Origin of the sequence: Paraliobacillus ryukyuensis, assembly GCF_003315295.1 — a bacterium.
In the GTDB taxonomy this organism is placed as follows: domain Bacteria; phylum Bacillota; class Bacilli; order Bacillales; family Amphibacillaceae; genus Paraliobacillus; species Paraliobacillus ryukyuensis.
Window position 1 is genome coordinate 28,897 of the sequence record NZ_QNRI01000014.1, and the last position, 26,982, is coordinate 55,878.

General features: G+C 36.7%; 29 protein-coding genes and 1 rRNA gene. 1 reads left to right on the forward strand and 29 read right to left on the reverse strand.

Annotated elements, in window-relative coordinates; translation table 11 throughout:
* Positions 1-193: 193 nt before the first annotated feature.
* The 17 genes from spoVT to metG all read right to left on the reverse strand — a co-directional run bounded on the left by spoVT (position 194) and on the right by metG (position 17,949).
* A complete protein-coding gene (spoVT, locus tag DES48_RS14595; protein ID WP_079707619.1) occupies positions 194-727 on the reverse strand; it encodes a stage V sporulation protein T in 534 nt (177 codons plus the stop codon).
* A gap of 113 nt (positions 728-840) precedes the next feature.
* Positions 841-4,383 (reverse strand): transcription-repair coupling factor, encoded by a 3,543-nt coding sequence (gene mfd, locus DES48_RS14600; protein WP_113870059.1) that lies wholly within the window; start codon positions 4,381-4,383, stop codon positions 841-843.
* Positions 4,384-4,531: 148 nt separating this feature from the next.
* Positions 4,532-4,762, reverse strand: a complete 231-nt coding sequence (gene fin / locus DES48_RS14605) for an anti-sigma-F factor Fin (RefSeq protein WP_113870060.1) — start codon at positions 4,760-4,762, stop codon at positions 4,532-4,534.
* Between the two features lie 68 nt (positions 4,763-4,830).
* Complete coding sequence (pth, locus tag DES48_RS14610) at positions 4,831-5,394, reverse strand: aminoacyl-tRNA hydrolase (RefSeq protein ID WP_113870077.1); 564 nt, start codon at positions 5,392-5,394, stop codon at positions 4,831-4,833.
* A gap of 270 nt (positions 5,395-5,664) precedes the next feature.
* Complete coding sequence (locus DES48_RS14615; protein ID WP_113870061.1) at positions 5,665-6,291, reverse strand: 50S ribosomal protein L25/general stress protein Ctc; 627 nt, start codon at positions 6,289-6,291, stop codon at positions 5,665-5,667.
* A 107-nt stretch (positions 6,292-6,398) separates the two neighbouring features.
* Complete coding sequence (locus tag DES48_RS14620) at positions 6,399-7,352, reverse strand: ribose-phosphate diphosphokinase (protein ID WP_079707615.1); 954 nt, start codon at positions 7,350-7,352, stop codon at positions 6,399-6,401.
* A 22-nt stretch (positions 7,353-7,374) separates the two neighbouring features.
* Entirely contained in the window at positions 7,375-8,748 is a 1,374-nt protein-coding gene (gene glmU / locus DES48_RS14625) for a bifunctional UDP-N-acetylglucosamine diphosphorylase/glucosamine-1-phosphate N-acetyltransferase GlmU (RefSeq protein ID WP_113870062.1), read from the reverse strand.
* A 233-nt stretch (positions 8,749-8,981) separates the two neighbouring features.
* A complete protein-coding gene (spoVG, locus tag DES48_RS14630) occupies positions 8,982-9,272 on the reverse strand; it encodes a septation regulator SpoVG (RefSeq protein WP_079707613.1) in 291 nt (96 codons plus the stop codon).
* A gap of 163 nt (positions 9,273-9,435) precedes the next feature.
* Entirely contained in the window at positions 9,436-10,257 is an 822-nt protein-coding gene (gene purR, locus DES48_RS14635; RefSeq protein ID WP_113870063.1) for a pur operon repressor, read from the reverse strand.
* Positions 10,258-10,384: 127 nt separating this feature from the next.
* Positions 10,385-10,564, reverse strand: a complete 180-nt coding sequence (locus DES48_RS14640) for a small, acid-soluble spore protein, alpha/beta type (RefSeq protein ID WP_079707611.1) — start codon at positions 10,562-10,564, stop codon at positions 10,385-10,387.
* Positions 10,565-10,698: 134 nt separating this feature from the next.
* Entirely contained in the window at positions 10,699-10,965 is a 267-nt protein-coding gene (gene veg, locus DES48_RS14645; protein ID WP_079707610.1) for a biofilm formation stimulator Veg, read from the reverse strand.
* A 173-nt stretch (positions 10,966-11,138) separates the two neighbouring features.
* Positions 11,139-12,029, reverse strand: a complete 891-nt coding sequence (yabG, locus tag DES48_RS14650; RefSeq protein WP_113870064.1) for a sporulation peptidase YabG — start codon at positions 12,027-12,029, stop codon at positions 11,139-11,141.
* An 80-nt stretch (positions 12,030-12,109) separates the two neighbouring features.
* Complete coding sequence (gene rsmA, locus DES48_RS14655; protein WP_113870065.1) at positions 12,110-12,976, reverse strand: 16S rRNA (adenine(1518)-N(6)/adenine(1519)-N(6))-dimethyltransferase RsmA; 867 nt, start codon at positions 12,974-12,976, stop codon at positions 12,110-12,112.
* Positions 12,966-13,529: a ribonuclease M5 gene (gene rnmV / locus DES48_RS14660; RefSeq protein WP_113870066.1), complete on the reverse strand. Its 564-nt coding sequence runs from the start codon at positions 13,527-13,529 to the stop codon at positions 12,966-12,968. Before rnmV ends, rsmA begins: the two co-directional genes overlap by 11 nt.
* Before the next feature lie 133 nt (positions 13,530-13,662).
* Positions 13,663-14,865 carry a resuscitation-promoting factor gene (locus tag DES48_RS16465; protein ID WP_113870067.1) on the reverse strand — a complete coding sequence of 401 codons (1,203 nt, stop codon included), beginning with the start codon at positions 14,863-14,865 and terminating at the stop codon, positions 13,663-13,665.
* 197 nt (positions 14,866-15,062) lie between these two features.
* Entirely contained in the window at positions 15,063-15,848 is a 786-nt protein-coding gene (locus tag DES48_RS14670; RefSeq protein ID WP_113870068.1) for a TatD family hydrolase, read from the reverse strand.
* A 73-nt stretch (positions 15,849-15,921) separates the two neighbouring features.
* Positions 15,922-17,949, reverse strand: a complete 2,028-nt coding sequence (metG, locus tag DES48_RS14675; RefSeq protein ID WP_113870069.1) for a methionine--tRNA ligase — start codon at positions 17,947-17,949, stop codon at positions 15,922-15,924.
* Positions 17,950-18,389: 440 nt separating this feature from the next.
* Here metG and DES48_RS14680 point away from each other — a divergent pair, with 440 nt between their 5' ends.
* Complete coding sequence (locus DES48_RS14680; protein WP_079707603.1) at positions 18,390-18,668, forward strand: transition state genes transcriptional regulator AbrB; 279 nt, start codon at positions 18,390-18,392, stop codon at positions 18,666-18,668.
* Positions 18,669-18,748: 80 nt separating this feature from the next.
* On the opposite strand, the gene rsmI is transcribed toward DES48_RS14680, so the two are convergent.
* The 12 genes from rsmI to rrf form a co-directional block, all read right to left on the reverse strand.
* Positions 18,749-19,633: a 16S rRNA (cytidine(1402)-2'-O)-methyltransferase gene (gene rsmI, locus DES48_RS14685; RefSeq protein ID WP_113870070.1), complete on the reverse strand. Its 885-nt coding sequence runs from the start codon at positions 19,631-19,633 to the stop codon at positions 18,749-18,751.
* Positions 19,611-19,901 carry a GIY-YIG nuclease family protein gene (locus tag DES48_RS14690; protein WP_079707601.1) on the reverse strand — a complete coding sequence of 97 codons (291 nt, stop codon included), beginning with the start codon at positions 19,899-19,901 and terminating at the stop codon, positions 19,611-19,613. Before DES48_RS14690 ends, rsmI begins: the two co-directional genes overlap by 23 nt.
* Entirely contained in the window at positions 19,891-20,631 is a 741-nt protein-coding gene (locus tag DES48_RS14695) for a tRNA1(Val) (adenine(37)-N6)-methyltransferase (RefSeq protein WP_113870071.1), read from the reverse strand. The genes DES48_RS14690 and DES48_RS14695 overlap by 11 nt, the downstream gene beginning before the upstream one ends.
* Before the next feature lie 153 nt (positions 20,632-20,784).
* Positions 20,785-21,132 (reverse strand): DNA replication initiation control protein YabA, encoded by a 348-nt coding sequence (gene yabA / locus DES48_RS14700; RefSeq protein ID WP_079707585.1) that lies wholly within the window; start codon positions 21,130-21,132, stop codon positions 20,785-20,787.
* Between the two features lie 15 nt (positions 21,133-21,147).
* Positions 21,148-21,975 (reverse strand): PSP1 domain-containing protein, encoded by an 828-nt coding sequence (locus DES48_RS14705; RefSeq protein ID WP_113870072.1) that lies wholly within the window; start codon positions 21,973-21,975, stop codon positions 21,148-21,150.
* A gap of 4 nt (positions 21,976-21,979) precedes the next feature.
* On the reverse strand, positions 21,980-22,966 hold the full coding sequence (holB, locus tag DES48_RS14710) for a DNA polymerase III subunit delta' (protein WP_113870073.1): 987 nt from the start codon (positions 22,964-22,966) through the stop codon (positions 21,980-21,982).
* A 195-nt stretch (positions 22,967-23,161) separates the two neighbouring features.
* A complete protein-coding gene (locus DES48_RS14715; protein WP_079707588.1) occupies positions 23,162-23,602 on the reverse strand; it encodes a YaaR family protein in 441 nt (146 codons plus the stop codon).
* Between the two features lie 52 nt (positions 23,603-23,654).
* Positions 23,655-23,984: a cyclic-di-AMP receptor gene (locus tag DES48_RS14720; protein WP_079707589.1), complete on the reverse strand. Its 330-nt coding sequence runs from the start codon at positions 23,982-23,984 to the stop codon at positions 23,655-23,657.
* A gap of 13 nt (positions 23,985-23,997) precedes the next feature.
* On the reverse strand, positions 23,998-24,648 hold the full coding sequence (gene tmk / locus DES48_RS14725; protein ID WP_113870074.1) for a dTMP kinase: 651 nt from the start codon (positions 24,646-24,648) through the stop codon (positions 23,998-24,000).
* A 94-nt stretch (positions 24,649-24,742) separates the two neighbouring features.
* Entirely contained in the window at positions 24,743-26,194 is a 1,452-nt protein-coding gene (locus DES48_RS14730; RefSeq protein ID WP_113870075.1) for an aminotransferase class I/II-fold pyridoxal phosphate-dependent enzyme, read from the reverse strand.
* Positions 26,195-26,316: 122 nt separating this feature from the next.
* A complete protein-coding gene (locus DES48_RS14735) occupies positions 26,317-26,508 on the reverse strand; it encodes a sigma factor G inhibitor Gin (RefSeq protein WP_079707592.1) in 192 nt (63 codons plus the stop codon).
* Between the two features lie 196 nt (positions 26,509-26,704).
* A 5S ribosomal RNA gene (rrf, locus tag DES48_RS14740) occupies positions 26,705-26,820 on the reverse strand.
* Between the last annotated feature and the right edge of the window lie 162 nt (positions 26,821-26,982).

The window sequence follows — 26,982 nt, forward strand, 5'->3', positions numbered from 1 at the left end:
ATTATACATTATTTTGCATATATCCTTACTATAACAAACATAGTAACAATTATAAAAAAATATGTCTACAAACGAAAGCGCTACACCTCCTAACCTGAAGGTAAGTATAATAATTGCTCTAGTCCCTATTTTTATTTTTTTGTTAACATAAAAAAAGTGATAAGCATACAAGCCTATCACTGCTATAGTAGTGCTATTCCATTTGCCGAGCCAAAAATCCTGCTGCGGTCTCCGCCGCTTTTTGCTCTACTGTTGACACACCACCATCTTTCGAAAAGATAATCACACAACCGATCGGATCTCCATTAGCTACAATCGGTTGCATAACGTAAGATGCGTCGATAACACCTTGATCATCAATTAGTTCCAAGGCCACTTTGTCTGGCTTCATCAAACCTGTTCGTTCTTCCATTACTTTCTCAATCGGTTGGGCAATGTTCTTTCCAATAAACTCTTTTTTCGGTTCTCCTGCAACTGCAATGAAGGTATCACGATCGCTTATTAATATAACATTTCCTACAGAATCAAATAATGCCTCTGCGTACTCTTTTGCAAATGTGCTTAATTCTCTTATTGGCGAATATTTTTTTAAAATAACTTCTCCTTCGCGATCCACAAAAATTTCTAATGGATCACCTTCGCGAATACGCAGGGTCCTTCTAATTTCTTTTGGAATAACCACTCTTCCTAAATCATCAATACGACGAACAATTCCTGTAGCTTTCATTTCCTGCAGCCTCTCTTTCTTTGATGATTGTTAGCTGGTAGTATTTCCACTTTTCTTAAAGTAAAAACATAAATAACCAGTTGTGATGTTAGTATGGTTGCCAACTAATAAAACTATACATTCTTTTTAACTACGTCGCGTTTTAGATTATCTAATTCTCGCATAAATTGAATCGTTTTCTGATAACGCTCAGGATATGTTTTTCGATCCCACTGGAAGCGAATTTTTAACTTTTGATTATCTGTACCCAGATTCATCATCCGACCAAATTTGTTGGCATAATGGAATAATTTTTCGCCATCAATTTGCTGACTTGCACTTTCTTCTATAATCAATTCCATTATTTGCTTTTGCTCTTTAATCGATTCAATTCGCTGATTCTTCGCTTCTACTCTTAGATGTGTAACATCTAACAAATTGGCTACTTCACTTGGATAATCGCCAAAGCGATCAATCAACTCTTCTCGAATATCATCAAGTTCTTCCTCTGTGTCTGCGCTTTGAAAACGTTTATAGATATCAATCTTTTGCTTACCATCTGGAATATAAGTATCTGGTAAGTAAGCATCTATGGAGACGTTAATTTCTGGATCAAACGGCTTGATCTCCTCTTCGGTTTTGCCCTCTTTTCGTTTTTCAACAGCTTCTTTAAGCATTTGGGAATACATATCGAATCCTACTGAATCGATAAATCCATGTTGCTGTGCCCCCAGGATATTACCTGCTCCTCGAATGGATAAATCACGCATCGCAATTTTAAATCCAGATCCTAACTCAGTAAATTCTTTAATTGCTTGCAAACGTTTCTCAGCTACTTCTGTCAATACTTTATCTTTTTGATAGGTAAAATATGCATAAGCAATGCGGTTACTACGTCCAACTCGTCCACGCAGTTGATAGAGTTGGCTTAACCCCATTCGATCAGCATCATTAACAATTAACGTATTCACATTTGGAATGTCTACACCAGTTTCAATAATAGTTGTACTAACTAGTACGTCATACTCTCCTTCAAGGAAGCCTAACATCACGTTCTCAAGTTCAGATTCATTCATTTGACCATGTGCAACCCCGACACGGGCGTCTTCCACAAGCATACTAATCTCTTGTGCTTTTCGCTCAATATTCTCCACGCGATTGTATAGGAAAAAGACCTGTCCCCCTCTTCCCATTTCGCGTTCAATTGCTTCACGCAAAAATACAGGATTATATTCAATAACGTAGGTTTGAATTGGAAATCGGTTGGCCGGTGGTGTTTCAATGACAGATAAATCTCGTACACCAAGCATCGACATATGCAATGTTCTAGGAATTGGTGTTGCTGTTAAAGTTAACACATCAACATTCGCTTTTAACTGTTTTATTTTTTCTTTATGTTTAACACCAAAACGTTGTTCTTCATCGACAATGAGCAGCCCTAAATCATGATACATTACGTCTTTAGAAAGTAATCGATGGGTTCCTATCACCAAGTCTACCGTACCTTTTTTTAAACCTTCCAACGTTTCTTTTTGTTGCTTTTGTGTTCGAAAACGGCTCAATAAACCTACATTTACTGGATACTCTTGGAAACGTTCTAACACCGTTTCATAATGCTGCTGCGCTAAGATTGTAGTTGGTACCAAAAATGCAACTTGTTTGCCCTCAACTACAGCTTTAAATGCCGCTCGGATGGCAACCTCGGTTTTACCATAACCTACATCACCACATAACAACCGATCCATCGGTCTAATGCGCTGCATATCCTCCTTAATTTCTTCAATACACCGCAATTGATCTTCCGTTTCTTGGTAAGGAAAAGTATCCTCAAACTCACGCTGCATAAAGGTATCTTCAGAAAAAGCATGCCCCTTTGATGCCTCACGTTCGGCATAAAGCTTAATTAAATCATCTGCAATGTCCTCAACAGTTGATTGAACTTTGCGTTTGACTTTCTTCCATTCGCTACCGCCAAGCTTGTATAACTTTGGCTCTTTACCTTCCGAACCCACATATTTCTGGACTAAATCAATTTGATCAATTGGAACAAATAATTTATCATCACCAGAATACTGAATAAGCATAAAATCTTTATGCGCTTGATTGACAGCTAATGTTTCAATACCGATAAAGCGACCAATCCCATGGTTAAGATGAACAACATAATCACCAACTTTTAATTCCTGATACGATTTAATACGCTCTGCATTCGATATTTTTTGTTTGCGTTTCGGTTTTTTTGTTACTTTTTTAAATAATTCTTTTTCTGTTAAGATAGCTAGTTTATGAAGCGGGAGTTCAAACCCTCCAGCTAAGTCACTAATCATAATCGATGTTTGCTTTAAAGGAAGGGCCGTATCATTATCAACAATTTGTGATTCCATCTCATAATCTTGTAATATCGATTGAACCTTTTCTGCTCGCTCAGGATTCGGAGTTAAAACAATGACCGAATAATCCCCTTTATGCCAACGTTTCATTTCACTTTGTAGCACGTGCATTTGTCCATGAAACTGTTGCATCGCTCGACAGGAAAAATTCACAATATTTTGTGGAGTCGTATTTGGAATATGTTTTAGAAATACGGTCAGGTAAAGCTTCGGTTGCACCATCTTTTCCCAAACCGTATGCCAGTCGTGTGAAATGACCGCATCACGAATCATTTTGTGTTCTTCTAACAAATTCTGATACCAGGTCGCTTCTTCTTGGTCCAAATGAAGCGCAGTTTCTTGAATACGACTCATTTCATCTAAAATAATGCAGCCGTTGTCTGGTAAATAATCTAGCAAACTAGCCTGTTCTTCATACAAAAAGCTACTATATTTAAGTAACTCTTGAAATCGTTCTTGCTCTTTCATTCGTTCAATATCATGCCCAATGACTTGTAATAATTTTTCTTTAGCAGTTGGATCATGAAGCTTTTGTAAATCTTCTGCTAACGCATTCTCAAGTCGTTGTGCACTAGCAACTAAGTCTTGGTCAGTTAGTAGTAATTCTGTGACAGGTTGAATCGTTAGACTTGTTTGTTTCTCTAAAGAACGCTGTGAATCCACATCAAAGTAACGAATAGAATCCACTTCTTCATCAAATAATTCAACTCTTATTGGGTGTGATTCTGTAATCGGATACATGTCTAAAATTCCGCCACGTATACTAAATTCACCTGGACTAGCTACCATATCAACACGTTCATAACCCATATCGCTTAAAGCGTTGATATAGGAAGCAACGTCAATTTCCTCCCCAACTCGAAAAGAAAGTTGATACGTTTTCCAATAATGCTTTGGTGGTAGGATTCGTTTTAAAGCTGCTACAGGGGCAACTAAAATACCTCGTTCGCGTTGACTCCACTCCGTTAATGCTTTAATACGTTGACTCCTCAGTTCTGGACTAGCTACCGCCATTTCCGTTGATATCAGCTCGTTGACTGGATATAAATAAACATTGTCATCAGATGATAATTCGATTAGATCATCGTATAATTGTTGTGCTTGTGTTAATTGATTGGTAACAAGTAGAATTGGTCGCATTGTCGCATCTTCCACCAATGTGATTAACATACTACGTGCAGGCCCTGTTAAGCCACTAACGAGCTGCTCATTTAAACCAGATGATAAACCGTTAATAACCGAATAAATGTCATCCTGGTTAGATAAGTATTTCTTTACCCCTTGCATTCGTTTTCCCCCTATGAGTACACTTTCTACACTAGCTCCTGTACGTACAAAAACGCCTTGGTTAGATAACCAAAGCTACTACTCATTAGCATAAAATTATTTTTGTATGTGTCGATCCATCCTGTCACCTACTTCAACGTTATTTCTATTAATGAATGAACGAATCTAAGGCATGGTAATCTGGATAATGTTCTAATATCTCTTGACAGTCTTCACAGATAACAGAAATGTTCATGTTACCATTTGGATCGTAACGGATCATCTCTTTTCTGTCTTCAGTTGATAAAAAATCTAATCCTAATGCTTGGGCATGCACCTGTTTTTGTTCGATCGTTCCGACTAATTTCTTACAATGACGACACGTATATCTAATTGCCATTTCAAGTCCCTCCAACGGAAAAATTCTTTATTTGTTAGGATTTCCGTTAAAAAGTATTTTATACGCAATTACGATTGATTAAAGTCATTCATCACTTGCGGAAAAGGTTTATTCATCCATGATTCACAAGCATCTGCTGCACGTTCTACACTTTGCTGTACATCACTTGCTACAGATTTATCAAACTTTCCTAATACATGGTCAATAACTGTTTTTTCACCAGTAGGACGGTCTATTCCAATACGTAATCGATTGAAATTTTTACTACCTAGTTGATCAATAATGGAACTAATTCCATTATGCCCACCATGGCCGCCTTTTTGACGCAATCTGATCTTTCCAGTCGGTAAATCTAAATCGTCATAAACAACTAAGACATCTTCTTCCGTTAACTCATAAAAATCCATTAATGGACGCAATGACTCACCGGACAAATTCATATATGTTTGTGGTTTTAAGAGTATCACTTTGGTTTCATCAATTGTTTCCATTGTGTAAAGGCCGTTAAATTTTGTCTTATTTAATTGCCAACCGTTACGTTTAACTAATTCATCAATAACCATAAAACCAACATTATGGCGTGTTTTTTCATATTTTTTTCCTGGGTTACCTAACCCAACAATACATTTCATTGCGTTCACGTCTTTCTTCTCGATTGTTCATCTGTTAAAAAAATAATTAATTTGCATCTTTTAAAAGTTTCGTTATATATTTTACTGATATTCCTCTAAAAAATAAAGGGGAATTACTAAAATTAAATACTTTTAGTACTAGCACACCATTTGTATATCTATATTTACATTGTATGCATAAATAGCTCCCCTTAACATAAACGGATGGTTTGTGACCTGTTTATATTAAGGGGAGCATGTTAATTGATAATTATTCTATATATTTTTTTCTCACTCTTCTTCTTCAGTAGATCTTTCATTAATTATTTCTGGTTCCGTTTCTTCTTCTTCTGTTGTCTCTTCCTCTGCCGTGTCCGGTGCAGTAACTGTTGCAATAGTAGTATTTTCATCTTCTAGAATTTCATAATTTCTTCCTTCTTTTAAGTCAGAAACCATGATACTATCGCCAATGTTTAGAGCAGAGATATCGATTGTAATTTGCTCTGGAATATCAGCAGGTTTTGCACGTACGGATAATTCATATAAAGGTTGTTGCAAGACACCGCCTTCTTTCGACCCTGCTGCTTCACCTTCTAAATGAATAGCAACTTGAACATCCATTTCTTGTGACATATTGACAATATAAAAGTCAGCATGGACTAGTTCATCTCGAAGTGGCTCAATTTGATAGTCATGTAACATGACGTCCACTGATTCACCTTCTACATCAAGAGAGATAATTGCATTTTTCCCTTCATCCCGAACAGTCTTTAATAATTCAATACTATCAACTGAGATGGTTTTGTTTCCTTTTTTATTACCGTATACTACTGCTGGTATACGACCAGCTTCTCGAATACTTCTCGTTGTTCCTTTGTGTAAATCTTCTCTTTTATTTGCTTTTAGTTTTACTGCCAAGTTCATCAACCTCCAAATAGTTTGCTTGTACGAAATTGTTAGTACTAAAAACCGTAGTCTAATTAAGGTTTTCCCTTTTCACAGTAAAACTAAACATAAAATTTATATTAATCAAATAAAACACTAACGGATTGTTGTTCATGTACCCGTATAATTGCTTCACTAATAAGTGGAGCAACAGATAATGTTTTCACTTTATCTGTTTGTTTCTCAGCAGGAAGCGGAATACTATTGGTTACTACTAATTCCTTGATCGGTGAATCACCAATTCTATCCATTGCTGGGCCTGATAATACTGGGTGAGTACAACAAGCATATACTTCTTTTGCGCCATTTTTAATTAATGCATTTGCGCCTAATGTGATTGTACCTGCCGTATCAATAATATCATCAATTAAAATCGCCGTTTTTCCTTCGATATTACCAACAATGTTCATTACTTCAGCTACATTTGGACGCGGACGACGTTTATCAATGATGGCAATTGGAGCTTTCAGTCGATCTGCTAATTGACGCGCTCTTGTCACGCCACCATGGTCAGGGGAAACAACAACAACATCATCTAAACCTTTTTCGCTCCAAAAATCAGATAAAATTGGTACGCCAACTAATTGATCAACAGGGATATTGAAGAAACCTTGTATTTGTGGTGCATGTAGATCTAGTGATATCACACGTTGAGCACCTGCTACTTGTAATAAGTCAGCTACTAATTTCGCGGTAATCGGTTCACGAGCTCTTGCTTTTCGGTCTTGGCGCGCATACCCATAATAAGGCATTACAATATTAATTGTTTTTGCAGATGCACGTTTTAACGCATCAATCATAATTAATAATTCCATCAAATGCTGGTTAACCGGTTCACTGGTCGACTGCACGACATATACATCGCAACCTCGTACACTTTCTTCAATATTAATTTGAATTTCTCCATCGCTAAAAGTAGTAACCGAACACTCTCCTAATGCTACACCTATTTGTTCTGCAATCTCTTCTGCTAAAGTCGGATTTGAGTTCAAAGTAAATACTTTCAAAAATGAATCTTGATATCCCGTTGACATTTAGTCAAACCTCCAATGTGATCTATTTTAATTTATTCAGTCGTTTTGCGTAAGCTTCTTTATTTTCTTGTTTACTACGAGCAATTGATAATGCGTCTGCTGGGACATCTTTATTAATGGTTGAACCAGCAGCTACAAGTGCGCCTTTTCCAATCGTAACAGGTGCAATTAGATTCGCATTACAGCCAATAAAGGCATCATCCTCAATCTTAGTTAAAAATTTATTTTCACCATCATAGTTTACCGTAATGGTTCCACAGCCGACATTGACGTTCTTCCCAATTTCAGCATCACCAATATAGCTTAAATGAGATACTTTACTGTTTTCTTCAATACGAGCTTTTTTCACTTCGACAAAATTACCAATTTTCACTTCATCACCAATAGCAGCTTGTGGACGAATATGGGCGAACGGACCAATCGTTACACGATCACCAATAATACTATCTGCGGCTACACTTTGTTTTATTAGCGTATTTTCCCCGATCTGGCAATTATTAATCTCAGTATGCGCTCCAATATGGCTTCCGGTGCCAATCGTTGTCTTCCCTTTTATCACACATCCAGGTTCAATCAAGACATCTGCTTCGATGGAGACATCTGGTTCAATATAAGTGTGATCTGGATCAATAATGGAAACACCATTTTTCATGTGTTGGATGTTTATTCGATGCTTCATTATTTTTTCTGCTTTCGCAAGTGCCACGCGATCATTCACACCAATGGTCTCGTCTGAATCGCTGGTTTGATAAGCGGCTATTTTTTCACCTGATTTTTTTAAAATTTCTAGGACATCAGGTAAATAGTATTCGCCTTGTGCATTGTCATTAGATACACGGTTTAATGCCTCGAATAAAAGTTGGTTATCAAAGCAATATGTCCCTGTATTCACCTCGTTTACAGCAAGCTGATCTGCAGTAGCATCTTTGTGTTCTACAATCCTTTCGACATTGCCTGATTCACCACGAATAATTCTACCGTAGCCTGTTGGATCGGGAATGGTAGTCGTCAAAACAGTCGCTTTTGCTTTTGACTCCATATGATGATCAAATAATGCCGCAATAGTCTGTTTGGTAATTAATGGCGTATCACCACATATGACTAATGTGACACCAGTTTTTTGCTCAAGCATTGGTGCCGCTTGCTTCACTGCATGCGCGGTGCCTAATTGCTCTTCTTGCAGAATAAATTGAGTCGTTGTATCTATCTGTTCTTTCACTTTTTCGGCTCCATGGCCCACAATAGTCATTGTTTTTGATAAGTCAAGCGCTTGGAGATTATCGAGGACATGTTGTACCATGGGACGTCCCATTACGGGGTGCAACACTTTATAAAGTTTTGATTTCATTCGTGTTCCTTGCCCTGCAGCAAGAACAATTGCATATTTATTTTGCATTAGGCACTTGCCTCCATTTCCTGTATCTAAGTCGATTTCACCATTTAGGATAAAAAAGTGGTGTTTAATTTATATGTACATAGGTCTTCTATTTAAATAAATTGTCCATTAACGAATATATCTTAAAATACAAGCTATTTCAACAAAAATACTAGTATTGTTAGTAACAAATCTTTTTGAGCAAAGAAAAAAGTCTAATCATGTAGATTAGACTCAAGACAGCAGTGCGTGATTTACGAAGCTCCCGCTCCCTCATATTGTACTTGCATTTCCCCTGCACGATGATACTCCTCTAATACTGCATCTTGAATCTTTCCACGTGTACTAGAGTTAATCGGATGTGCAATGTCTCTGAATTCACCATCTGGTGTACGTTTAGAAGGCATAGCAACAAACAAACCATTATTCCCGTCAATCACACGAATATCGTGTACAACAAATTCTTGATCTAACGTTATAGAAGCGATTGCTCGCATTCTTCCTTCCGTATTTACGCGGCGTAATCTAACGTCTGTTACTTCCATTATGCTCACCACCTTTTTCCATATAACTTACTTACCTTAATTCCACACATCTGCAGGAATTCCTGCCTATTTTTCAAAAAAAATTGTTAAATTTTATATTTTCATTAAAAAAGTAGCGTTTTCATAATAAAGAGTAGTTATATAAAAAAGGTAAACGACATAGTTATTCTTCCATTTCAAAATAATTACCTTTTTGTACGTCAATCTGTTGACTACGCACATCTACGTTGGAGATTTTAATTAGGGACGTATAGTCAGTTACAACGCGTTCATCTTCTTCATCTTCCGCTTCTGCTAGTACACCGATGCCAGCTACTTCTGCATCAAATTCTTTTAACAGACTTTTGATCCCATCTATCGTTCCACCGGCTTTCATAAAGTCATCAATAATACACACTTTAGCACCTTGTTCTAAGCTTCGTTTGGTTAGTACCATGGTTTGTATTTTTCTTGATGAGCCAGAAACGTAATTAATACTAACAGTCGAACCTTCCGTAATTTTAGGATCTCGGCGCACAATCACAACTGGAACATTTAAGAAAGACGCAACAGCATAAGCAATCGGGATTCCTTTGGTCGCAACCGTTACTACCGCTTCAATATTCAGCGACGCGAATCTTGTTGCAAACAAACGACCAATCATGCGAACAGTGATCGGTTCGCCGAGGATATCGCTCATAAACAAATAGCCACCTGATAACAGACGCTCTGGATCTTCTAGACGGCGACATAATGACTCAATATATGTTTCACTTTGCTGTTTATCATACTGTGGTACATATTTCACACCTCCAGAAGCCCCTGCTACACTCTCTAGGTAACCTAATCCTTCGTTTTGCAACATATTATTAACAATTGTTAAGTCTTCACTAATCGATGATTTTGCCGCTTGATAGGTTTCTGCGAAAAATGGCAAAGAAATTAATTGCATTGGATGTTCTATAATATAATTGGTAATACCAATTAAACGATCACTTCTTTTCATACCTACACCTCAGAACCGAATGTTTTCCACTAAATATATCATTACATACGTTTTCTTTCAAGTTTCTAGTTAACAATATCCTGTTCTTATCTCATTTACTTTATCAAGATAAAAAGAGACAAACCCGTTAGGATTTGTCTCTTGCTAGTTGTTCTTCTGCCATTTGCACTGCTCGTTTCACCATATTACCAGCATCTCTTGCTCGAATACCGCCCCAACCTTCTTTCTGAACGGTGTCGTAAAAACCTAATTCTTTGGCAATCTCTTCCTTCAATCGATCGGACATAATGCCTCGACGTCTGCTCACTAGAGATCGTTCCCTTCTTGTAATAACTAGGCCGACATCTATAGTATGACCAACACGTTAAGATTTATTATGAAAATAAAAGGTAAGGTTGCTTAGAGTTATATCTGAGTAATAAAAAAAGCAGCAAACAAGGTTTACTGCTCTCCTACTGCTATAGCATTTCTGTCTTCGATGAAGTTTAATTCTACTGTTTCCGTCAAAATATCTGCATAACTATATGAGACACGTTCAAACGCATTCTCATCTTGATCTAAAGCAACAATAAATACTGCTGGATAGGTTTCGGCTAGTGTGCCAAATCGTTCAACCGTCTTTCTTCTTCCACCATTGGCCGTTAATTTTAAACGTTTACCAATTCGACAATCAAGACCTTGTTTAATTTCGACTAATGTTTTTGCCAATATACTCCACCTCACTACATATAGTGTACCACATGCTTGTATAACAGTCAATAAAATATTTTATTATAACAATACATTGTTTTTCTTGTCAACTAAATATTTTCTAACTGGGTTGGTTGTTTTTTATTGTTTCACAAAAATGTTAAAATTATGTACAAAAAAAGAAGGTTTTCTTACTTGCCTTCTTTTTTACGTAATTCTGTTAAATCTTCTTCAATATAAGGCATGCCAGTCCGAAGTAAACCTTTCGTTTCGATGCCCCCTAATCCCTTCTCACCAGTTAGCGTATTACGAAGTACATCATATACACTGACTTTTTCCATAAACGATGTGTACGCCACTTTAGCAGCAATATAAACGGGATCTAATGCATGAATATTAATTCTGGATGGCGAGCTTGCAAAATTGGCTCCTGCTCTAATTAATGATTCAAAGTGTGATTGACAGGCACCAGCAAAAATAACTAATTGATCTACGTTTGGTATAATAGTTCTCGCTTCTCTTACTGTCTCTGCAAAATATTTGGAGTGGCGATATGCTTGTAGATCGTTCTTTCCACCTTTATTACGTGAAAAGGCATCATGACCTGTAATGATAATCATATCTGGTTGTATCTTCTTAATTAAACGACCAACCTCCTGGGGCATCTCTTTTTCGTCACAATAAAGACCGTGGACTTGCAAACCAACACGTTGATATAACTCAATGCATTTTTTTAAATACATACGATCGCCGTCTAAATGCAATACACGCGCAGGAAGCTGAAAATAATTCTCAGTCTGATAGTACCCGCCTGTTGATTCATAATGACGTTTATCTTTCATTAACTGGTAGTCTTGACGAAATAAACGAAATGAATAATCCTGTTTCATCTTTTCTTGCTCTTTCCAACTTAAAATATCCCGTTCTTGCGCTTTTCTTAAATCGGATAATAGTGCATCTGCCTCTAAACGGATATCTTCTCCGTGAAGGATAGCCGTATTATTATTTATCGTATTTATTCGAAAAAGAATATCATGATCATAAGAACTTCTGGTGACAATGTCCCCAACGACAAAAACCATTCTTCACTCACCTCATATTCCGATAGGCTTTATAACTATAGCCTATGTGAAAGTCGGCGAGTTGTGCATATGGTCATGTCTTACACAAATACATTAGCTAAATTAGCAAATTCCTGAATAGATAATGATTCCCCACGTCGAGTGCCATCAATTCCTGCTTGAAGCATTTTATTTTCTAGTTCCTCTTTGGTATATTGCTCAGAAAAATGACGTGAAAGGTTATTTCGTAATGTTTTTCTTCTTTGCGCAAAGGAGGCCTGCACAAGATCAAAAAAGAACGACTCATCATTCACCTTAACTAATGGCGTTGTGCGAATTTGTAAGTGTAATACTGCAGAATCAACATTTGGTTGCGGCATAAAAACTGTTTTTGGTACGTTTAAAGCAACTTTAGCCTCTGTATAATATTGCACAGCGATTGATAATGAACCGTAGCTTTTCGTATTTGGCCTGGCTGCCATACGATCTGCTACCTCTTTTTGAATCATTACCGTTATACTGGAGATTGGTAACCGATCCATTAATAATCGCATCAATATCGGTGTTGTTACATAATACGGTAAGTTAGCGACTACTTTAACATCTTGTTCAGGTGAGAAGTGAGTAGCAATAATGTTAGCTACATCTGCTTGCAACACATCTTGATAAACAATGGAGATGTTTTGATAAGGGTTTAATGTCTCTTCTAAGATTGGTGTTAACCGCTGATCAATTTCAAATGCAACTACATGATTGCTATAAAGTGCTAACTGTTCCGTCAGAGCTCCCATACCTGGTCCGATCTCCATCACACCTGTTTGTTGATCAATTTCTGCTGTTTCAATAATATTCTTTAATACATTGACGTCGATAATGAAGTTTTGACCAAGACTTTTTTTAAATGAAAAGCCGTATTTCGCTAATATTTCTTTTGTTCTTGTTGGTGTAGCAATTGCCTTAAGACTCATTTTGTTCCTCCTGAAAAATGCCTGACATTTCTTTTGCTAATTGATCTTTTGAAATTTGAAACATGTGTAATCTATTTAATAATTGCTTTCCATTGGTATAGCCTATGCGTAGCATTTGGGACAGCTTTTCTCTTCGTGTTTTTGCTTGAGGGCCTCCCACTAAACCAAGTGCAATTAAGTCTTCTTTCGTAATGGCTATAGGCTGCACCTCTGTTAATTCATATACCGCACCTAAAGCATCACGAATAGCATCAACTGATGCATGCTCAATACCAATCCCCTTATCTCGCTTGGCTCGCGCCTCTTCCTTTGTTAAGAATGCATGCTTACAACCTGGTACCGATTGCGAAACAATGTGTCTTATACGTTGACCGGGATAATCCGGATCGGTGAATATGATCACCCCTCGCTTTTCTTGCGCATGCTTGATTAAATCAATTGTTTTCTGATTAACTGCTGAGCCATTTGTTTCAATGGTATCTGCAGTTACTGCCTGTTTAATTTTAGCTGTATCATCTTTACCTTCTACCACAATAATTTCTTTAATTTGCACAACTTATTCTCCCATCACATTATCTTGTTATATTATAGTGTTCTCAGTAATGAGTAAGCAAGTATCCCTCACATAAAATACATTAGCATCATATAAAAAAGAAGCTGCCTTTATCGGCAACTCCTTTAACGAATTAATCTAATATCTTAACTTTTACCTCTTTGGACCCAAAGTTTCTTGCAGCAGATTGCGATGGCATATGAACATCAATACGATTTCCTTGGATGTTTCCACCAGTATCTCTAGCTACTGCATAACCGTAGCCTTCTACGTAAACTTTTGTACCTAATGGAATAACACTTGGGTCAACCGCAATAACGCCATTAGGGTTATCTTTTAAATTATATCCGGTAGCTGTTTTACCAGAACCACTACATGTCTTACAGTCCCAATTGTAGGCTGTGGCATGCATATATAACGTTTTTGTTGTGTTACTATCTCCACGAGACACCGTATTTTGTTTGGTATTTTGAATTTCCTTTGTTCCAACCGCAACTACTTGGTTTTCACTTTCTTTTTTTACTTCTTCAGAAAGTAATTCTCTGCCTACTTCTTTCCCATTCTCTAGGGTAACCTCATACTTCTTCTCGACTAAGCCTTCTTTTCCAGATTCAACGACTTGCTCTTTCCCTTTTGATAATGAGTTGTCGTTTCTCTTAACGGTTGCATAATCTGTTTTTTCTTCTACAACATCCGTCACTTTTTCTACGCGGGTGATTGTTACAGTTGAATCAGCTGTAACAGCTTTTGTTTTTTCAGGCTTTAAACGATCAAGGTCATTTAACGTAATGGATGCTTCTTTAAGTAAATCTCCAACAGTATCTGTTGTCGTCCATACTTTAGATTCTTCTCCACCATCGTTAATCGTTACTTGAATCGCTTTGTCAAGATTAATTTCCATTCCACCTTCAATAGATTCAGATGGATCTACAGATAATTGATCATGTTCACCTACAGAAATACCTTTTTGTTTCATAAACGCTGCAACGGTATCTTCCGTTGTGTAATAAGTTTTTGATTGATCTCCTGTTGTTAACACAATCTTATTTGCTTTTTTGTATTCTATATTCATATCGGTTGTTAACGTTTCATCTTTTTTGTGTGAAATTGCGTCGTGTTTTCCGATGGTTACATCAAGTTCTTGCATTAAATCTGCAACTGTTTTAGCATGTGTTTCTACTGTTTGCGTCTCACCATTTAATGTAACTTCAACTTGCACTTTCGTTGCTTCATAAGTTACATACGCTACAAACGCAAACAACAACATGACAGAAACAACAGGTATTACCAACTTTTTATTGATCATCGTTGGCAATTGCTTTGAAATGTGTTTCATGCTTTTTGCCTCCTTCATACCCGCTGTTGTATTATATATACGATACAAAAGGGAGTCAAATAGGCAAAAACGGCATTGTAACAAGGAAAAACCGCTCTATAACAGACTTTATACTAGCTAAACATTCTTTTATTTCATCTATATTAAAAAAAGGTTACACATCGGTTTTTCCGTAACATTTCAGTAAAATAAGCAAATCAACCTGTGGCATTCTTATCTTTTATGCCAAACAAACGCTTTGCATTTTCTTCTGTTGCACGCTGTACTTCAGTGACTGTTATTCCACGTAAAGAAGCAATTTGATCTGCTACTAATGCAACATAGGCTGGCTCATTTCTTTTCCCTCTATTGGGATGAGGAGCTAAAAACGGACAGTCTGTTTCAATGAGTAGTCGATCTAACGGAACCATTTTTGCTACTTCTTTTGGCAACTTAGCATTCTTAAACGTGACGGGTCCCCCTAACGAAATGTAAAAGTTCATATCTAAGCAAGCAGGAACATATGCTGGTGAATCATTATAGCAGTGCATGATTCCACCTACTTCTTTTGCATTCTCTTCTTGTAAAATAGCAATAATATCCTCGGTGGCTTCGCGGTTATGAATAATAATTGGCATCCCTACTTTACGCGCTAAGCGAATTTGCTTTCTAAATACTTCTTTTTGGACATCATGCGGGGATTTATCCCAATGGTAATCTAATCCCATCTCTCCTAAAGCAACTACTTTTGGATGCTTGGCTAACTCCTCAAGCCATGCTAACTCTTTTTCAGTAAAGTCAATCGCATCTACTGGATGCCAACCTACCGCTGCATAAAACTGTTCATATGTTTCTGCTAACTCAATCGCTTTTGGAATTGTTTCATGGTCAAAACCGACAATTACCATATGCTCCACGCCTGTTTCCTTAGCACGTTGGATAACGACTTCTCGATCTTCATCGAATTGTTCGACATTTAAATGTACATGCGTATCAAATAACACGCTACCCCTCCTATAAGTTCATTTCGAAAAACAAACGCTCATCCATTGGTATCGATAAGCGTTTGTGTCGTTATTATTTTACAGCTGATCCATTTGGAAGTTCTTTAGAAACAGTAACAACTGACAGGTTTCCATCTTCATCTTCTGCAGATAAGATCATCCCTTGACTAATTTCACCTCGTATTTTGCGCGGCTTCAAATTAGCTACAATGACTACTTTTTTGCCTACTAGTGCTTCAGGATCTTTATAGTACTCTGCAATTCCAGATAAAATTTGACGATGTCCGCCTTTGTCACCAGCATCTAAGCGGAATTTCAACAATTTATCGGCATTTTCTACTTTCGAACAAGTAATTACCTCCGCAGTTTTCAATTGAACTTGTTCAAAAGCATCAAATTTAATTTCTTTTTTTATGGAAAGCTCTACTTCTTCGGGTTTCCATTCTTTTTCTTGTCCTGATCCACTTCCACCTGTCATTGCATTTTGAATTGCATCTACTTCTTCTTCTTTATCTAATCGAGGGAACACGGGCTCTCCTTTAGCTACCACAGTAGTATCAGCTGGAAACGCTCCAAATGACAGCCTATCCCACACGCCATCTTGTGCTGGATCCAAACCTAATTGGTGAAAGATTTTTTCTGATGTTTCTATAAAGACAGGTTGTAATAGTGTCGCTACGATACGCAAGCTTTCAGCTAGATGTGCCATCACACTTGCTAACTCCTCACGCTTATCTTCCTCTTTCGCTAACATCCATGGTTGGGTCTCATCAATATATTTGTTGGTACGTGAAATGAACTTCCACACTGCTGCTAGTGCTTGACTGAATTGCATCGTATCCATTTCTGTTTCATACGTATTCACTGTTTCTTCTGCTAGCTGACGCAAATCTTGATCATAAGCAGTCACATTTCCGTTGTAGGTAGGGACTTTTCCATCAAAGTACTTGTTAATCATCGCAATTGTACGATTTAATAAGTTTCCTAAATCATTGGATAGATCATAGTTCATACGCGAAACAAAATCTTCTGGCGTAAAAATACCATCATTTCCAAATGGCACTTCACGCATTAAGTAATAACGCATTGGATCAATTCCATAACGCCCCACTAAAAATTCAGGATACATGACATTTCCTTTAGATTTGGACATTTTCCCATCTTTCATCAATAGCCAACCATGCCCAAACACTTTTTTAGGCAGTGGCAAATCTAACGCCATTAACATAATTGGCCAATAAATCGTGTGGAAACGAACGATTTCTTTTCCAACCATTTGTACATCTGCTGGCCAATATTTTTTAAATGATTCTGGTTGATGTTCAAAACCACCTAGATCAGGATCATAACCAAGTGCTGTAATATAGTTGGTTAATGCATCAATCCAAACATAGATGACGTGTTTTGGATTAGAGGAGATCGGAATCCCCCAGTCAAAGGTTGTACGAGAAACAGCTAAATCTTCTAATCCTGGTTTAATAAAGTTATTAATCATTTCTTTTTTACGAGATTCTGGTTGAATAAAGTGTGGGTGATCTTCATAATATTGCAGTAACCGATCTGCGTATTTACTCATGCGGAAGAAATACGATTCTTCTTTTACCCATTCTACTTCATGTCCACTTGGTGCTACACCGCCAGTGACATTTCCCGCTTCATCACGGTAAACTTCAGCGAGTTGAGTTTCAGTGAAAAATTCTTCATCTGACACCGAATACCAACCAGCATAATGATCTAAATAGATGTCCCCTTGTGCTTTCAATTTTTCAAAGATTTTAGCTACAACCTCTTTATGATAGCTATCTGTTGTTCGAATAAATTTATCATTAGAGATCTTCAATAACTTCCAAAGATCTTGAATGTTTTGCGCCATTCCATCCACATATTCTTGTGGAGATTGACCAAGCTCTTGCGCTTTCTTCTCAATTTTTTGTCCATGCTCATCTGTCCCTGTTAAGTAAAACGTGTCAAATCCTTTCATACGTTTATAACGCGAAACAACATCACACGCGATCGTTGTATAGGCATTTCCAATGTGTAATTTCCCACTAGGATAATAAATGGGTGTTGTAATATAAAATGTATTTTTTTCTTCGGCCATGTACACTACCTCCTAATTCTACAGCTTATCCACCATTTTTATTTGTCATGCAAAACAGATGGTTATTTTTTGTCTGTAATAATCATTTCTTCCTATTGTATCGGTTTTAAAATGATTTTTCCATCACTAAACGGTTTTCGAATAGGAAAAAGCGCATATATCGACATATAAATAATTACAAAACTGTTTTATCTATTTAAAAAATTTCCAATTCAATTATTTGCTATGTAAAATTAAAAAGCGTAAAATTTGTGTTGTTTTTATATATAAAAGAAAAGAAACCACTAATATTTAAATAAAAACTATATTTCATTAAGTGTTTTTCCTTATTTCTTACTTTTTTTAATAAATCAATTGACACATATAGAAATTCCTGGTATGTTTAATATAGAAATTGTCGAATAATGACGAAATCATTTTTGAATAAGGGGAGAAATAATATGAAATCTACAGGTATTGTACGTAAAGTTGACGAATTAGGACGCGTAGTTATTCCAATTGAACTTCGTCGCACACTAGGAATCAATGAAAAAGACGCACTAGAAATCTACGTTGATGATGAAAGAATCATCCTTCAAAAATATAAACCAAGCATGACTTGCCAAGTTACTGGAGAAATCTCTGATGATAACCTATCATTAGCTGATGGTAAACTTGTATTAAGCCCAGAAGGTGCCCAAGCACTTGTTGATGAAATTAACTCTCGCTTAAACAAGTAAATGCTAGAGACGAAGAAGATGCCTTATGATAAGGCATCTTCTTTTTGTTTGCTTATATAAAATGAAACGCTTATGCTTTGCTAATTTTCGACATGATACGCTTGATACACTTCACGCTTTGGGAGGTCACGTTCGGCAGCAACTTGTTTTATTGCTGCTTTACTAGATAATTCTTCTTGATTGATGTAATGTTGTACATGTTCAACTAACGAAAGACCTTCCCACCAAGTATCGTTGTTGAGTAGTTCTTCGGTGCCGACGTTTCCTTCAATAACGATACAAAACTCACCCTTTAGCGTACCTGTTTCTGCCCAGGTCATTGCTTCTTCCAAACTACCACGAATATATTCTTCAAATCGTTTGGTTAACTCTCTTCCAATGGCTATTTGTCGATTGCCACAATAGGTGTATAAATCAGCTAATGTATCTTTTATGCGATAAGGTGATTCATACAATACAATCGTATCTGGGAGTTTGCCCAACCAAGATAGTGCTTCTTTCTTGTCTTTATTTTTTCTTGGTAAAAAGCCATAAAAATAAAAATGACTCGTATCCAATCCGGATGCCACTAATGCACATAATCCTGCTGTTGCTCCAGGTAATACAACTACTGGAATCGATTCATTGATAGCTGTATCTATTAATGGATTCCCAGGGTCGGAAACAGCTGGCATACCAGCATCACTTACTAGTGCTACGTGCTTTCCTGCTAATAGCTCTTGGACTACCTTTTGCTCTTTTTTGTCCCCACTATGCTCATGATAACTAACAAGTGGCTGGCTGATCTCATAATGGTTTAATATTTTTCTTGTATTTCTTGTATCCTCTGCTGCAACCAAATCTACTTGTTTCAAGATATTCAATGCACGGATTGTGATGTCCTCAAGATTACCAATTGGCGTCGGTACTACATATAAAGTCCCTATGGTACGGACGACTGGATCAAAACTTTTCTGTATCTGCATCATACCCCTCCTTCTCTTCAAAAGCACGGATTCGTTTTAATTTCTCTAAACGATTCAATTGTTTCATCTCATACTCCGCTTGCATTGCCGCTTGTTTGCTTACATATTCTTGATAATATCGAAGCTTGAGCGGCCCTCTTCCTCTGGTATATTTAGCACCTTTACCTGCTTTGTGCATCGCTAATCGACGCATAAGGTTATTGGTATAACCGGTGTACAATGTACCATCTTTACACTCCAGTATGTAGACTACGTGTTTATTTTCCATAAATAATTCGATGGAGCTCCTTTGTGTATTGGCCTTGTTGATCAAAAGTATAAAGAGGAGATAGAATATGTAAGTCGGGATTGCCATCTCTGATTGCTTCAATTAATAATATATTTGCTTCTTTTCCTTCTCTCGGATAGACAAGTTGCATTCGCTTTGGCTCTAATTTATACATTTTAAGTAACGTTAAAATTTCAACCAGTCGATTGGGACGATGAACCATGGCTAGTTTACCACCTGATTTGACCAACTTGCTACAAGCCTTGATCACATCCTCTAGGGAGCAATATACTTCATGGCGGGCAATTGTTAAATATTCATTTTTATTGTGATGCGCCGTATGTTCTGTTTGAAAATACGGTGGATTTACCGTAACCGTATCAAATTTATCATTGCCAAATCGTGCTGGCATTTCTTTTAAATCACCATGAATAAGCCCAATTTGCTCTTCCTTTTGATTCATTGCTACACTTCGTTCGGCCATATCATATAGACGTGATTGCAACTCTACACCAGTAATAGTCGCTTGCGAACGATTACTCAATAATAAAGGGATCACGCCATTCCCCGTACATAAATCTAAAATTTTCCCTCTTTTCAATGGTATTCGAGCGAAATCAGCTAGAAGTATGGCATCAATAGAGTAAGAAAATACGGTTGGGCTCTGAATAATTCGCATTGATCCATCAGCTGTTAAATAATCCATTCGTTCATCAGCTTTCAATTGCATTCTTTCTCCATCCCCTCTAAAGCAAACAACTGAAGGTCTAATCCTGCTTTATTTTTTATTATCTTTTTCAACTTAGCGATTGAACATATTATCATATAAAAAAAGCTGACCTTTTAAGGTTATCTACCTAAAATGATCAGCCTTTGCTTGCGATTATTTTGTTTTGTTTAGAAACAATAAACAAAACAAGCAGTCTTCATCCTGCCTAGGGCTCCCAAAATGAACATTACAAATATGGAATCCTTCTTCATATAGACGGGCTAAATTATCATATCCTTCACCAATAGAAACTTCACCATTTGCATCTTCGCCATCTCCAGCCTGTTCGTTTGCTATTTCATGATCTAAACGATTACGCAGGTGATGATTTTCTAGTGATAATCGATGATTTTCTTCTAAAAGCTCACTCATATGATTTTTTAAATCCCCTAGTTGTTGATAGAGTTGGCCAATCTGTTCTTCCATATCAGACACTTGCTCAAATACTTCTTTCTTATTCACGTTACCTCCACCCCATTACTTCGTGGCTTCCGTATGAATAACTCCCTCATCGATTAGCTCATCTAACGTATACTCAATGACTCTTTCTTTTTCGGGAATTTCTATTTGAATCATACGTTCTAAAATATTCAAACCTACTACTTTTCCTCTTCCATGTGGTGTTTTAATTGTTTGTCCCAAGTCAGGAAGTTCTTTTTTTGCTGTTTCATAGTCGTCATTTTCGTATTTTAAACAGCACATCAAACGACCACACAAACCAGATATTTTGGCAGGATTTAAAGATAAGTTTTGGTCTTTGGCCATTTTAATTGAGACCGGCTCAAAATCTCCTAAAAATGTGGAACAGCAAAGCATTCTACCACAAGGGCCAATGCCCCCTAATAACTTGGCTTCATCTCTTACACCAATCTGACGTAATTCAATACGTGTTTTAAACACGGCCGCTAGATCTTTCACCAAGTTACGAAAGTCCACTCGCCCATCAGCAGTAAAATAGAAAATGACTTTATTACGATCAAACGTATATTCTACATCGACCAAATTCATATCTAATTCATGCTCTTGAATTTTAGTATCACATACTTGATAGGCTTCCGCAGCATTTTCTTGATTTTCTGCAACCGTGCGTTTGTCTTTTACCGTTGCCGTACGGATCACTTTTTTTAGAGGAAGCACTACATCTTCTTCATCCACATCCTTATTGGCAATAACAACTTTACCAAACTCAACCCCTCTTACCGTCTCGACAATAACATAATCATCCTTTGCTATCGTCAATTTTCCTGGGTCGAAATAATATATTTTACCCGCTTTTTTAAAGCGAACTCCGATAACTACTACCATTTTTTCACCTCTGCATTCGCAGTGTTAGTTGCTCCATCAACAATGTAGGATGGATATTTTGTTCCAATTTTTTCTTTGCCTCCATCATAGCATAAAGCACTTCTGTTGTATCGTCTTTTGACCAGTACATGACACTTTTTTCTACTTTTTCTTTATAGGAGGTGTAAACAAGGCTTTCTTCCTTCCCTACATGAAGATAGATCATATCTTTAAACCATAAAACTAATAAGTCTAAGCCTAGCTGTAATTGCTCTCTATTTGCAAAATGAGGCATCCATTGTTTTTGAATAAACAATAGTGCTTCCTCACTTTTAAATTGAAGCAAGTCAATTAATTGTACCACTAAATTTCGTGCCTGCGCAAACCACTCATCTTGATCCAACGCTTCTGCTTCATCTAAATTATGCGTGAGTGCAGCAAATAAACGAGCATTTAATTCAGAAATTCCCTTGCGTTGTAACAATAATTGCATCTGCTTTTCGTCAAGCGGTCGTAATGCAATAATTTGACATCTAGAACGTATGGTATTTATTATTCCATGAACATTCTCCGTTAACAAGATCGCTGTTGTTTGTTTACTGGGCTCTTCCAAAAATTTCAACAAACGGTTAGCCGCGTTTACCGTCATTTTGTCAGCATCCGTAATAATATATACTTTTCTATTTGACTCTAATCCAGTGTAAGTAAATTCTTTTTGTAAATGCAAAATCTGATCTTTTTTAATCGAAGCTCCATCAGGAATAATGTGATGAACATCAGGATGGTTTCCTGATGCAATTCGAACACAATTCTTGCACGTGTGACAAGGTTCTTCCCCTACTTTATTGGTGCAAAATATGCTTTTTGCCAGGAGTGTACTAACAGCTTGCTTGCCTGTTCCTTTTTGTCCGTGAAATAAGTAAGCGTGAGAAATTCGTTCCTGGTTAATCATATTCATCATCATTTTTGTAGCCACTGGTTGAACAGCTGCTAATTGCTTCCAAGTCTCCATAGTGTACTTCCTTTTCATTATCAGAATTAATAGTGTGTAAAAACGCATTTATATAATTTAAATACATGCTAGAAAAAACGTACTTCTGATATCAAAGTGTGTTAATGTAGTTTAAATCCTAAAAAAAGAGTGAAATTCAATGAATTTCAACTCTGTTTTCTCCTACATATTAACATGCTCGCTATCGGAATACGATTACGAATATAAATTAATTAGTAATCCTTTAATTTCTCCAATTAAATCAAGAATATCAATCGAACGTTTTTCTTGTTCCAATACAACTTCTGTTAAACGTACTAACTTTTCATCTACTTCTTTGACAAGTGTTAACTTTCGATTATTACCGTGGAAATTAAAACTGTGGGAATGATTAAGATCCATACCGTACTGAACCGCTTCTTTTACAAAATCTTTTACTAAGCGTTTATACTTTGCTAAGTCCTTAAATGAGCGATAGCGTGCTAATCGCTCACCTTGTAAGGTAATGTTTTTGACCAATTCGGTTAGTTGCCCATGTTGTAGCTTTTGTGTTTGCGAAATAACCATGGCATCAAAACTTTTTCCATTCGTTTGATTGGTGACTGCTTTTGTTTTCGTAGCTTCTAGTTGCGCACGCATTTCTTGATTAATTTTCACCTATATTAGCTCCTTCATAGCTTATTTGGCCAAAAGGTACAATTGTTTTCATTTAAAACTGGAAAAAAGAGTCGATTGGTAAGACAAATACAGTAGCTCCACCAACTTCTACATTGATTGGTCTTGGTATATATGAATCCGCATTGCCACCCATCGGTGAAATTGGTGCCACCATTTGTTCCCGTTGACTACAATTATCTCTAATGATCTCTAAGGCATCATCTACTGCATCGTCATTACAACCTATCATTAGAGTGGTGTTTCCTTCTTTTAAAAAACCGCCTGTCGTCGATAGCTTGGTTGTTTTAAAGTCTTTTTCACCTAAGGCGTCGGTTAATCGATTACTATCTTTGTCTTGTAAAACAGCTAAGATTAATTTCATTTTCCTATTCCTCCTATCGATTGTGACTAGCTTGTTTTTCTTTTATCTTTTCTAAAATAACATGCAAAGTGTTATTTACTACAATATTTAACGTTGGATTGGCATCCATAACTATCATTCGGTCAGCAAAACGATCAAGCAATATTTGATACGCCTGATATACGGACTGATGAAAAGTTACGTTTTCTAGATCCAAACGGTTTTGCTCTCTATTTTCATTTTGCCCAATTCGCTTTAAACCGTCTTCTGGTTTAATATCAAAAAATAATGTTAGATCAGGCATTCGATTATCAATTGCAAATTGATTGATCTTCCATACTTCATCCATACCTATACCACGTGCGTATCCTTGATAAGCCAAACTACTATCGATAAATCGATCGCACAAAACAATGTTACCTTCTGATAAAGCAGGAATCACTTTTTCTACTAAGTGCTGCCTTCTTGCCGCTGCATAAAGCAATGCTTCTGTTCGTGCATCCATCTCTGTGTGAGTAGGATCTAAAATAATATTTCTAATTTGTTCGGCAATTGCAATACCACCTGGTTCCCTTGTTGTTACTACTTTATAGCCATGTTGTTTTAGTTTAGTGGTTACTTCTTGTAAAACAGAGGTTTTACCTGCACCTTCTCCACCTTCAAATGTGATAAAAAGTCCTGCCACGTTCATTCTCCTTTAAAAACGCCAATGTGCCCCAGATACAATTGATTCACGCTGTATTGTTGTTGTACATTCGTTTATATCTAGTCATCTATGGTTACAGAAAGACATATAATCCTTGCTGTATGTGCTGTATGTTATGTTGTTGAAATTTGATTTTTGCATTTAGTAACTGCTTAATATGGTGGACATGGGCCACTTCAATAACCTCACCCTTCCCAATGATTGGGATACCCGGAGGGTAGGGAGTTATGTGCTGGGCAGCAACTTTTCCTATTGATTCCTCCCAAGAAACAAATACTTGATTTAACTCCTTCATTTGTTTATACGAATAATGGAGACTTGAAATTTGTTTTGGAAATATATTTGTATGCTTTTCTATTGTAGCATGTTTTTCATTTATTTTTAATTCCCTTGTCACTTTTTCTACAGTAGTTTTAAGTCTTCTCCATTCATTGAATACTTCAAGACCATGAATGAACAGAATTTGGTTTTCTGTCTGTAATTCTGCATAGATATGATTTTCTTCAAACAAACGGATTACTTGATTGACATCATATCCTGATCTAACTTCAATCGTAATTTTTAATGGATCATCAATTGTAATATGAAACGGTAACAGTTTCCAAACATCGTTGGTAGCCAGAATAGAACGCATGGATAACACACTATTTAACACGAAATCAATATCTTCTGTGGTTCGTGTTGCTAAATAATGCCGTGCGGTATCTAAACTTGCTAGTAATGGATAAGATGGACTGCTTGATTGTAGGATCGCTAAATAGTGACTGATGGTAGCGCTATTCAGTAATTTGGTAGATAAACCAATATGTAGAAAAGCCGTCATCGTCATTGCAGGTGCCATTTTATGTGCTGATTGAACGACAGCGTCTGCTCCTAGTTCCAAAGCTGATTTAGGAACAGAAGAATGTGGTATGGAAAAATGAACACCATGCGCTTCATCAATTAACACAGCGATTTGCTGTTCATGAGCAGCTTCAATGATAGGCTTTAAATCATAGGTGCGACCAAAGTAATCAGGATAAGTTAAAAGAATTGCTCTAGCTTCTGGATTTTGGTTAATCACTTTTATGAGCTGTCCTTTGTTAGGTACAGTATATCTCCCAACTTCGTTATCAAAAGCTGGTGAAACTAAAATTGGTGTTGCCCCACTTAGTTCCAGTCCATTCCATACAGATTTGTGACAATTTCGTTGAATGATAACCTTATCTCCCTCACCACAGGTAGCTAAAATCATTGCTAAATTACCTACTGTGCTACCTCCGATTAAAAAAAACGTTTTTTGCGATTGAAAGTAATCACTCGCTAAATCTTGGGCTTCCGCAATAATTCCTTCTGGTGCATGGAGATCATCTAAGCCATTTAGCTCTGTCATATCAATCGACATAATACGTTGATAGATCTCTTTTGATCCTGTTGGAATAACCGTTCCATTTTTATGACCAGGTACATGTAAGGAAATTGGTTTGTGCTTTTGGAATTCCATTAATTTATTAAATAAGGGGGTCTTCTCTTGGTTCATATCCATTATTTGTTCATCCTTAGTTTTTTCTTTTTATATCTTTATTTCTATATCTTATCAAATATTGCCCTAGGAAAAATCAAATTAAAAAGAAAAACTCGTATTTAGTAACATACGAGTTTTATAGATTATGAATATTGTTTTCTCTTTTTCAATTGTTTTAGTTTATTAACAAAGTAAGCATAGGAAGGGTCTTCTGGGTTGGTTTTAATTATTTTTTGCTCGCAAGATTCACAAATAAATAGATGATAAAGATGAATGCCGGCCTTCTGCCCTTTGTGACAAACATCGCATGTTTCCAATTTCTCTATTTCTTCCATTAGCTCCACCTCCAATACCTCTAGCTTACCCATTAATAGAATTTTTATTCATTCTTAAATCAAGATTCTATTATTTTGTTATGCTTGTAAAAATAGAGATGTAGAGAGTAATTGTGTTTGAATGGTATAAAGATCAGTTCATTTTATAATAAACAAAAAAACCCATTGAATTAATATCCAACGGGCTTTGTCATTTGCTTAGCGACGTCCTACTCTCGCAGGGGCAAAGCCCCAACTACCATTGGCGCTGAAGAGCTTAACTGCTGTGTTCGGCATGGGAACAGGTGTGACCTCTTCGCTATTGTCACTAAACCTTTGTTTTAAAGGCATGTACCTTCAAAACTAGATAAGAAAGACAAGGGTATCAAACGTTAGAATATCATCCAGTTTCAACTCCCACTGTTGTGGTCGTTTCCACTTTTGTTATTTAGTTAAGTCCTCGATCGATTAGTATTCGTCAGCTGCACGTGTCAC